We start from the raw sequence: 8,497 nt of genomic DNA, 5'->3' as shown, positions 1-8,497 counted from the left end.
ACCACGGCGAACTCCCACGTCGTGGTGATCGACTCCGGCAGCCCCTTGAGGCCGTCGCAGACCACGATGCAGACGTCCTCGACGCCACGGTTCTTTAACTCGGTGAGCACCCCGAGCCAGAACTTCGCCCCCTCACCGCCATCGCCGGCCCAGATGCCCAGGATGTCGCGTTCTCCGGCGGTGGTGACACCGATGGCGACGTAGAACGGCTTGTTGCGGACCTGCCCATCACGGACCTTCACCACGATCGCGTCGATGAACACCACCGGGTAGACCCGATCCAGCGGCCGGTTCTGCCACTCGGTCATCTCCTCGATCACCTTGTCGGTGATCTTCGAGATCGTCTCCTTCGACACCGACGCGCCATAGACGTCATCGAAGTGCGCGGCCACCTCACCCGTGGTCAACCCCCGCGCGGTCAGCGAGAGGACAATCTCGTCGATCCCGTCCAACCGGCGCTGCCGCTTACGGACGATCTTCGGCTCGAACGATCCATCCCGATCCCGCGGGACCTCGATCTCGACCGGGCCGACCTCAGTGAGCACCGTCTTCGAACGAGTGCCGTTGCGCGCGTTCTCACTGTCAGTGACCTGGTGCTTCTCGTATCCGAGGTGCTCGGTCATCTCCGCCTCGAGTGCGGTCTCCAGCACGGTCTTCGTCAACCCGCCCAGCAGGCCTCCCGGCCCGACGAGGCTGACGCCTTGCTCCTTCGCTTGCGTGAGCAGCTGCTCCGCGATCTGCTTCTCATCGATGATCTCTCCTGTCACAGGATCGATCATCTCGATGGTCTGGGTCATCGCCCTTCCTTTCGGTCAGGCCAGTCCCAGATCCACCGTTTTACTGACAGTCCCGACCGCGGGCGCGACTGCCAGTGGCGGCACGATGATTCGCATCAACCCTGCTACGGGCGCCACGCCCGGTTCCCCGGCGTTGTGACCGGCGCGACTCAGGGTGGGTCCTGGGGTGCCGCCTGGAGGTTCGGAAACGGAAACCTCGGGTTCAGCAACAACGGCACGGGAACGATCGTCCAGGTCAAGATCGAAGACGCGGGTGCAGCTCAGCCCACGTTCACGGTTGTGGCCACGGTGCCCGGTCCGCCGGCTTCGGGCAACGACGGCGCATCGATCCCCGGAGCACCGGTCGACCTCGCGATCACCAAATCCGCAGACCCCGTCTACGTTCCCGGTGGCACGGTCACCTACACGCTCACGGTCGTCAACAACGGCGAGGGCGAGTCGAGCGGATGGACCGTTACTGACAGCGCGCCGGCCGAGCTGTCGAACGTCACGGCCACCGGAGCGGCGAACTGTTCCGTCTCGGGAAATGATGTGAGCTGTGCGGGCGGTCGACTCGCTGTCGGCGAGAGCGCAGTCATCACGGTGACGGGAACCGTCGGATCGACGGAACTCGGATGCTTCGTCAACGCCGCATCGGTCTTGGGTAACGAGCTCGACCCGGTTGCGGAGAACGACACCAGCAGTGCAGAGGTTTGCGCTCGCGAGCTCCAGATCGCGAAGTCCTCCGATGCGACCGCCAGCTCGCGTGTGGGTGATGTGGTTACCTATACGGTCGTGGCTGAGAACATCGGTTCAGCGGCTTTCACCGAAGAAGACCCCGCTTTTGTTCTCGACTCGCTCACCGGCGTTCTCGACGACGCGTCGTACAACGCTGATGCGACGGCGAACCGTGCGGGCGCGGTGAGCTACACGGAGCCCACGCTCTCCTGGTCGGGTGCGCTCGGCGTCGGGGAGTCGGTCGAATTGACGTACTCAGTGACATTGAGCGCTGGCGGCGACGGCGTCGTCCGGAACGTCGCCTGGGTGCCGAACGATCCGAACGATCCTGTGCCCCCGGCCTGTGATGCGCCCGAGGACGGTTCCGATGCGGAGACAGGCGAGGCCTGCGCAGAAGCCGAATATCTGCTGCCTCGTCTGACGGTCTCCAAGACTGCCGACCGCACTGATCTTCCTGCGATCGGCGAGGTGGTCGAGTACGAGATCACGGTGACCAACGTCGGTCCCGGCGCCTACACCGCCGACGCTCCGGCAACCTTCGCGGACGATCTGACGGACGTTCTCGATGCGGCGGAGTACAACCAGGACGCCGTCGAGTCCGTCGGCTCCGTCTCATACGATGAGCCGGAACTGTCGTGGAACGGTGCGCTGGCAGCCGGCGAGTCGGCAACGGTGACCTACTCGGTGACGTACACCGGCGAGGGCGACCAGAATCTCCGGAACACCGTGTGCATCCCGGCCGATATGGTCGCGCCCGGCGCAACGGCCTGCGACATCGTGCAGCTCCCCGGCTCGGGTCTGACGCAGTGGAAGAGTGTGAGTGCGTCGGAGAGCCCGGTTGCTGCGGGGACTGTTCTGACGTACACGTTGTTCTTCGCGAATGATGGTGAGGCTGCTGCGACGGTTGATTCGGTGGATGATCTGACGCATGTTCTCGATGATGCTGATGTTGTGGTCGAGCCGTCGTCGGATGTTCTGACGGTCAGTCGTGAGGGTGTACGGATCTCGGTGACGGGTTCTGTGGATCCTGGTGAGACGGCTTCGGTGTCGTATGAGGTCGTGGTGCGCGCTGATGGTGAGCGGGGTGATGATCTCGCGGCGAACTTCTTGATGGTCAATGATCCGGAGAATCCTCCTGTGGTGCCGGAGGTGCCGACGTGTCAGCCTGCTGATGCGGAGCTGCCCGATTGCACCAGCACGCCCATCGGTCGGATTCTGATGAGCAAGGCCGTATCGGCGAGCACCGACCCGGTCGGCGAGGGAACCGTGTTGACGTACACGCTGACCTTTGAGAACCAGGGCGAAGCGAACGCTGTGGTCGATCACGAAGACGTCCTGTCCGATGTGCTCGACGATGCCACGCTGACCGATGCTCCCGCAGCGTCGTCCCCGCGCTCAGCGTCTCCGAGGTCGTCGACGAGCGCTTCTCGGTCGAAGGTGATCTCGAGGCCGGAGCAACGGTGACGGTGACTTACAGCGTCACGGTCAATGCGGCGGACATGCGCGGCAACAATGTGGCGAACAACTACCTTGTGCCGGCCGGTGAGGAACCGCCGACGGAGTGCGCGGAGGACAGCGTCCTGTGCACGAGCACACCCTTGCCTCTCCTCGCCGTCTCCAAGAGCGCTGACCCGGCATCCGGCACTGCGGTGGAGGCCGGCCAGGAGATCACGTACACGCTTTCCTTCACCAATGAGGGAGAAGCGTCGGGGGAGGTCGACTTCTCCGATGATCTGAGCGGTGTCCTGGACGACGCGGCTTTGACGGCAACGGCCGAGAGTGATTCGCCGACGCTCGTCGCCAGCACCGGCACGAACGGAACCGTTCGCGTGACGGGAATGCTCGCCCCTGGGGCGACAGTGACGGTGACATACGTGGTGACGGTCAACCCCGACGGGGAGCGGGGCGACAACATGCTCCGCAACCTGGTGGCTGCGACGGGAACGGAGGACCCTGATTGCGCGGACCCCGGCGTCGCCTGCACGGAGCACCCCGTCGGCGAACTCATGGCGTGGAAGACGGTCGACCCCGCCAGCGGCACGTCTCTGGCACCAGGAGCGGAGGCGACCTACACGCTGCACTTCGAGAACGTCGGTCGCGCTCCTGTCGGAGTCGATATGGCGGATGACCTCAGCGGAGTCCTGGACGACGCCGAGATCACCGCTGCGGCGACGGTCTCGAGCGCAGCGCTGAGCGTATCGCCCATCGTCGACGGTCGGATGAGCATCGAAGGAGTCCTGCCCGCCAGCGACTACGTCACGGTCACATACAGTGTGACGGTGAAGCCCGATGGTGCGCGTGGCGATGACCGTCTGGGGAACTTCCTTCTGGATGCGGACCAGCCGACCCCGGAAGAATGCGTTGACGCGAGCGTCGAGCGTCCTCGATGCACGATCAACTACGTCTCGATGATCTCTGTCGTCAAGAGCAGCGACCCTGTTTCGGGAACGGAGATCATCCCGGGTGAGCGGGTGACTTACACGCTGACATTCACCAACGGCGCGCGTGAAGAGGGCGCTCCCGCAGTCGAGATCGACTACACCGACCACATGGCCGATGTGCTCGACGACGCGACGCTGCTCGACGGTCCGACAGCAACGGATCCGCTGCGAGCGGAGACCGTCGACGACACGATCCGGGTGACGGGTGAACTCGCCTCCGGCGCCAGCGCGACGGTCACCTACGCTGTCGTCGCGAAGGACTACGACCAGCAGGGCAACCACCTATTGGGGAACGTCATCGCGGTGACCGGCGAGACCCCGGTCTGCGCGGAGGACTCCCCGCTCTGCACGGAGCATCCGCTGGTTCCGGTGCCGCCGCTTCCTGCGACGGGTCTGGACTCCTCCGTGGGGGCCGTGGGACTCGCCGGTGCACTGGCGCTGATCGGTCTGACGGTCGTGCTCCTCGCACGCCGCAAGCGGAACGAGACGGACGTCCAGAGCGTGTAGTTCTGACGCACGAGGAAAACTGCCCGCGCCCCTGTCCAGGGGCCGGGCAGTTCTTCGTGATGCGGGGTGCGCAGCGCGCATGCGCTGCGCACCCCGCATCAGAACCCGTCGTAGTCCTGCATCAGTTCGGAGAACTCCTCGGCGTCGTCCTCGCTGAGCAGTTCGGGGGCGAGGAAGAAGATCTCCAGGCCTTCCATCGGCACCCCGCTCTGCGCGGTCTCGGCCTCACGTTCGGCGGCGAGTTCGCCGGCCGGGTCGTTGGAGAGGTCGTAGAGGATCGCGTAGAACCGCATCGGGTCGGGGTAGTTGTCGGTGTACCACTCCCAGGTGTGCTGCGTTTCCGGGTCGGCGGTGCCGTAGAAGCGCTGCAGGATGGTGTCGTCGAGGCTGGATGCGGGGTCGTTGAACGAGTAGAGGCTGTACATGCCGCGCTCGACGAGGACGTCCTGGATGACGTTCATGACCTCGATCTTGCGGGTGTAGTCCTGGATCGGTTCGTTAGTGATCCAGCTGGGGGAGGTGTAGCTGACGAGCATGGATTCGCCGCCGTGCCCGTTGCGTTCGTTGCGCAGCGACTCGTCGCCCGACTGCGTCCAGGTGTAGCCGTACCTCTCACTGAGCCGCTGGCGCACGTCGGCGAGGGCGGCTTCACTCTCGGCACGTACGTCTTCGAGTGACATCTGCGCGAGCACCGTGCTCTCGGAGACCCCGGGGATCCCGGGATACGCCTCGGTGAATTTCTGCTCCTCGGTCTTCTGGCCCTGATAGTTGCCGGATGCCGAGGTCTGCAGCGCGCTCATGCCGCCGACGGTGGCGATGTTCAGCAGCAGGGTGGTCGTGAGGGCGATGGCCCCGAGCATCCGCCCACGTCGGCTGAGGCAGGCGGCGATCACGACTCCGACGATGACGAGCTGCAGCACGAGCAGGGTGATCCCGTAGAGCAGGTCAGTGCCGCCGCTGAGGAGGATCGCCAGGAGCACGAGCGCGAACAGGATCGCCGCGATGAGGGCGATCCAGCCGAGGGGGCCGGCCGCGCGCTTCTCCGCCGGTGCGCGATCTGCGGATGCTTCGGCAGTCGGTGCCGCGGTGAGGAGCGGGAAGCCCTGCCGGTCGACGAGCGCCGCGGTGCGCCGAGCGCCGTGATAGCCGCCGGCGGGAGGGACGGGAGGTGCGCCCTCGGTGCCGCCGAGGTATCGGGAGCGCTGCTTGTCGGGCTCTACCATGGCTTGTCCGTTCCACCGCCGGGACCCTCGTCGCCGCCGTTCTGCTGCTGGCGCTCTTCGGCGCCCTGCTCGAGCTTCTGCTGCAGTTCGTCGAGCTTGTCCTGTTGGGGCTGCTGCGGTTGCTCCTGCTCGCCCCCGCCCTGGTCATCGGGCTGCTCCTGCTGCTGTTCGCTCTGCTGCTGCTTCTCCTGCAGGCGCTCCTGGAGCTGTTCGAGGGTGTCGCTCATGCTGCGGTCGGGGTCGGGGGACTGCCCGTCGGCCTCGTCGGATTCGCACTCCTTCGGCGTCTGCGCGGTCACGAGGAGCGCTTCGCCGTAGAGCTGGGCGGCTCCGGGGCCGTCTCCGTCGCCGAGTGCGGCGTCTCCCTGGCGTTCGATGACGATCGCGAGGTTGACGTGCACGGCGCAGACTTCGAGGCCCGCGGCCAGGGGGAGCGCTTCTTCCAGTTTTGTGCGCGCCTCATCGAGCTCTTCGGCTCCGGCGAGGGCCGTGCCGACGTTGTACGGGGCGATGAAGGGCTGGAACCAGTTGAGGAACTCCTGGCCCTGCGCCGCCGTGGTCGACCCGGCGTAGTCGTCGACGACGTACGTCGAGACGGCCTGGTGGGCGAAGGCGTACATGCTCAGCAGTTTGCCGACGAAGAGCAGGGCGGCGAGCGTCAGGGGAAGGGTCGCTATGGTGACCCAGCGGCGGATGCTGCGCCGGCGGCGATTCGAGGCGAGGAGGGCTGTCGCGGCATCCATCGTCATCGGGCACCTCCTCGGACGGCCTGGCCGCGCATCCGTGCGAGGAGAACCGTCGCCCGGGCGATCTCGATACCGAGTGCCGCGATGATGACGAGCGCGAAGATCCAGTACAGCTCGATGATGTTGCCGATCTCTCCGGATGCGGCGTAGTCGGTCGTCGTCGTGGGGGCTTCGGGGAGTTCGATCGCCGTGTCGGCGCTGCGCAGCAGATAGGGGATGCCGAGGTCGGCGCCGATGGCCTGCAGGTTCGCGTCGTCCACGACCGACAGCGCCTGCTGGCCCTGGTATTCGATGTATTCGACGCCGCCGTCCGCGGCATCGAAGGACCCGGTCGTGATGCGCATGGGGCCGCCGTCGCTCGTGCCGTAACCGAACACGGCACCGCCGTCGACGTAGGCGGCGCTGCCGGAGAACGAGTCGGGTTCATCGCTGATCGTCTGCTCGCCGTCGCCCAGGTAGAACACCATGCGTGAGCGGTCGGGGGCGGATTCGGCGGCTGCCGAGAGCACGTCCTGCAGCATCGTGTTGGCGATGCTGATGGAGCTGCCCTTCGACTGCGCGGTGACCTCGGGCCGCACGATCTCCACGGCGGAGATCAGCGCGGTCGTATCGGTCGTCAACGGCAGACGCTGCTGGGCGGAGGCGTCGAAGGTGATGAGCGAGAACCTCGCGCCGGGGTACTCCTCGACGATTGATTGCACATCGGCTCGCACGCCCTCCAGACGCTGCTCGGATCCGTTCCAGTCCTCCGCGGCGATGCTCGCGGTCGTATCGAGGACGATGATGATGTCGGTGTCGGTCGCGAGGGTCTGAGAGGTTCCGCCGGGGATGCCGGGGCGCAGGAGCATACCGAAGACGGCGAGCAGCATGACGATGCGCAGAGCCCACATCAGCGGACCGGCTGCGCCCGGGGCCGGTGTGCGGATCGCCCGGACCAACAGCCATACGGCGAGAGCGAGCACCGGGGTGAACAGCAGGATCAGCAGGAAGACGTTGAGGACGGGCTGGAAGATCACAGGCGCACCCTCCACATCAGCACGATGAAGGCGAGTCCGAGCACCAGCAGCACGGCGATCCAGGCATTCGGGGTGTCGGCCCAGACGACCTGCGCCTGGCCGCGCAGCTCGGTGGCGTCCTGCTCCTCGACGTCGGCGATGATGTCGGCGACCGTCGTCGTCTCGCGCAGGCCGTACGAGTCCCCGCCGGTGGATCGCGCGGCGGCGACGAGTTCGTCACCGGGCCCGGCATCGATGTCCTGCACCGGATTGAGCGCGAAGACGCGCACCCCGACGGAGGAGGCGTAATCGGCAGCCTCCTGCAGGGTGACGATGGATGCCCCGGCCACCTCGTTGTCGGTGGCCAGGATGATCGACCGGCTGCGCTCGTCGTCGAGGTGGTCGAAGCGCATGGCGCACGAGGCGAGGCCGTCGCCGATCAGCGAGGCGCCCGGGCCGTTGAGGGTGCCGACCCAGTGCTCGGGGATCTCTTCCATGTAGTCGAAGCTCGACCGGATGCTCTCCATGTGCGTGCGGATGAAGTCGTAGTCGTCGGTCAGGGGGAAGACCTGCACGGGGGAGGAGTTGAAGATCGTCAGGCCGATGCGCTCACCCTCGAAGCCGTCGAGCAGCTCCTCGAACACCGTGAGCACTTCGACGTCGACATCGCTCATGGAGCCGGAGACGTCGAGGCAGAGCATGATGTCGCGGCTCGTGTTGACGGGTTGGATCGTCTGGGACGAAAGCGGGCGAGCCGCGATGACACCGCCGATCAGCGCGGCGATCACGCCGAGGACGATGACCCCGGAGACGGCGACCGTGCGGCGGCGCACGGCGCTCTGGAACGACGGGAGCGTACGCACGCGCTCGGCGCGGGCGATGGGTGCGCTCGCCGCATCGACCCGGTGCGTGGGGCGGCGGAGCCCGATCAGCAGGCCGAGTCCGATGGCCGCGATGACGACCCCGGCGGCGACCAGGATCATCCAGCTATTCGCTAGGCCGTGTTGATCAAGTGGATTTGGCGTCGCGTGGGTGACTCTTGAACGGTGATGCGACACGAGATCTCTGATG

General features: G+C 66.1%; 7 protein-coding genes and 1 pseudogene. 3 read left to right on the top strand and 5 right to left on the bottom strand.

Annotated elements, in window-relative coordinates; translation table 11 throughout:
• Nucleotides 1–779, bottom strand: a 779-nt coding sequence (locus ACWAUG_RS13140) for an IS256 family transposase (protein ID WP_460802763.1), incomplete at its 3' end; no start/stop codon positions are given.
• On the opposite strand from ACWAUG_RS13140, the gene ACWAUG_RS13135 reads away from it, so the two are divergent.
• From ACWAUG_RS13135 to ACWAUG_RS13125, 3 genes and pseudogenes are all read left to right on the top strand, one after another.
• Nucleotides 702–2,978 carry a DUF7927 domain-containing protein gene (locus ACWAUG_RS13135; RefSeq protein WP_460802760.1) on the top strand — a complete coding sequence of 759 codons (2,277 nt, stop codon included), beginning with the start codon at nt 702–704 and terminating at the stop codon, nt 2,976–2,978. The two genes, ACWAUG_RS13140 and ACWAUG_RS13135, sit on opposite strands and share 78 nt — an antisense overlap.
• A pseudogene (locus tag ACWAUG_RS13130) lies at nt 2,972–3,499 on the top strand (DUF7927 domain-containing protein); the annotation flags it as partial. The gene ACWAUG_RS13135 and the pseudogene ACWAUG_RS13130, both read left to right, overlap by 7 nt.
• Nucleotides 3,500–3,520: 21 nt before the next feature.
• The gene (locus tag ACWAUG_RS13125; RefSeq protein WP_460802762.1) at nt 3,521–4,462 is read left to right on the top strand and encodes a DUF7927 domain-containing protein; all 942 of its coding nucleotides are present in this window, start codon (nt 3,521–3,523) and stop codon (nt 4,460–4,462) included.
• A 98-nt stretch (nt 4,463–4,560) separates the two neighbouring features.
• On the opposite strand, the gene ACWAUG_RS13120 is transcribed toward ACWAUG_RS13125, so the two are convergent.
• The 4 genes from ACWAUG_RS13120 to ACWAUG_RS13105 are packed head-to-tail and all read right to left on the bottom strand — an operon-like array spanning nt 4,561 to nt 8,409.
• Nucleotides 4,561–5,685, bottom strand: coding sequence for a hypothetical protein (locus tag ACWAUG_RS13120; RefSeq protein ID WP_460802759.1), 1,125 nt, complete (start codon nt 5,683–5,685; stop codon nt 4,561–4,563).
• On the bottom strand, nt 5,679–6,434 hold the full coding sequence (locus ACWAUG_RS13115; RefSeq protein WP_460802758.1) for a hypothetical protein: 756 nt from the start codon (nt 6,432–6,434) through the stop codon (nt 5,679–5,681). The genes ACWAUG_RS13120 and ACWAUG_RS13115 overlap by 7 nt, the downstream gene beginning before the upstream one ends.
• Nucleotides 6,431–7,447, bottom strand: coding sequence for a VWA domain-containing protein (locus ACWAUG_RS13110; RefSeq protein WP_460802757.1), 1,017 nt, complete (start codon nt 7,445–7,447; stop codon nt 6,431–6,433). Before ACWAUG_RS13110 ends, ACWAUG_RS13115 begins: the two co-directional genes overlap by 4 nt.
• A complete protein-coding gene (locus ACWAUG_RS13105; protein WP_460802755.1) occupies nt 7,444–8,409 on the bottom strand; it encodes a VWA domain-containing protein in 966 nt (321 codons plus the stop codon). Before ACWAUG_RS13105 ends, ACWAUG_RS13110 begins: the two co-directional genes overlap by 4 nt.
• Between the last annotated feature and the right edge of the window lie 88 nt (nt 8,410–8,497).

The organism is Microbacterium sp. GXF6406 (assembly GCF_054798215.1).
Note: the sequence above shows the minus strand (reverse complement) of the source record. Positions and strands in the feature narration are given on the sequence as shown.

Bases quoted from the DNA above. Each gene is read 5' to 3' on its own strand.
- ACWAUG_RS13125 (WP_460802762.1), top strand. From the start codon at position 3,521: ATGGCGTGGAAGACGGTCGACCCCGCCAGCGGCACGTCTCTGGCACCA.
- ACWAUG_RS13105 (WP_460802755.1), bottom strand. From the start codon at position 8,409: ATGATCCTGGTCGCCGCCGGGGTCGTCATCGCGGCCATCGGACTCGGC.
- ACWAUG_RS13115 (WP_460802758.1), bottom strand. From the start codon at position 6,434: ATGACGATGGATGCCGCGACAGCCCTCCTCGCCTCGAATCGCCGCCGG.
- ACWAUG_RS13120 (WP_460802759.1), bottom strand. From the start codon at position 5,685: ATGGTAGAGCCCGACAAGCAGCGCTCCCGATACCTCGGCGGCACCGAG.